The organism is Acinetobacter sp. YH01018 (assembly GCF_013420295.1).
In the GTDB taxonomy this organism is placed as follows: domain Bacteria; phylum Pseudomonadota; class Gammaproteobacteria; order Pseudomonadales; family Moraxellaceae; genus Acinetobacter.
In genome coordinates this window covers 1-1175 of the sequence record NZ_VOYL01000125.1, presented here as the reverse complement: position 1 = coordinate 1175, position 1175 = coordinate 1, and the positions used below count along the sequence as shown (strand labels likewise).

1 protein-coding gene is annotated in these 1175 nt (G+C 38.2%); it reads right to left on the bottom strand.

From position 1 onward, the window contains the following. On the bottom strand, nt 1-1099 hold a 1099-nt coding region (locus FTT83_RS15935), incomplete at its 3' end, for an IS256 family transposase (RefSeq protein ID WP_180176850.1). Between the last annotated feature and the right edge of the window lie 76 nt (nt 1100-1175).

Genomic DNA, 1175 nt, shown 5'->3' with positions numbered 1-1175 from the left:
AATAAATGACCTTTTTCACTGAATCATCAGAAGAGAAGATCTTTCTCTTTTTAGTTGAATGGCGAATCACGCTATTCAATGATTCAATTGCATTTGTTGTATAAATCGCATGACGTATTTCAGCAGGGTAGCTAAAGATCGTTCGGATATTTTCCCAATTTGCCCGCCAGGATTCTCCAATTTTTGGATACTGGTGATTCCATTGATCGCAGAAGATATCTAGGGACTTTAAAGCATTTTCTTCTGTACTTGCCTGATAGATCGCCTTCAATCCTGCTGTTACAGCTTTGTAGTCCTTCCAGCTCACAAATCTCAGGCTATTGCGTACAACATGTACGATACACAGCTGGATGTCAGTATGAGGGTAGACAGAGGCTATCGCATCAGGAAAGCCTTTTAGCCCATCTACACAGGCAACAAGAATATCTTGCACTCCTCGATTTTTAAGCTCTGTCATGACTGACAGCCAGAATTTGGAACCTTCTGTTTGAGCAAGCCACATGCCAAGAAGTTCTTTTTGGCCATCCAAGTTAATGCCTAATGCTAAATAAACTGATTTATTGATTACTGTTGAATGCTGACGAACCTTAACAACAATGCAATCTAAATAGACAACAGGATAAAGACTATCGAGTGTTCTATTTTGCCATTCTGTCACTTGTTCAATGACAGCATCCGTTACCTTACTAATAAGGGAGGCAGATACATCTGCATCGTACATTTCTTTAAAAAAAGCAACAATTTCTCTATTTGTCATTCCTTTCGCATATAGCGAAAGAATTTGATCATCCATGCTAGTAATGCGCGTTTGATGCTTCTTAATAATCTGTGGTTCAAAAGAGCCGTCACGATCACGAGGGATATCTAAAGCAAGCTGCCCATCTTGTGTTAGAACTGTTTTGGAGCTAAAACCATTACGTGCATTAGATCCTTTCTTAGGTTGATGCTTTTCATAGCCTAAATGTTCAGAAAGCTCAGTATTCAGAGCGGTTTCGATCATGAACTTTTTAAATATGGCTGTCATTTGGTTTAAATCTTCAGGAGTTTTTAAACCTTTAGCTAATTCAGCTGCCATACTTTTGATTGTAGCTTCATCCATGTGAAGTACCTCTTTTTATTATCCTCAGTAGGATAAATGAAAATTAAGTACTTACACAAAATTTAGAACAGTCCCT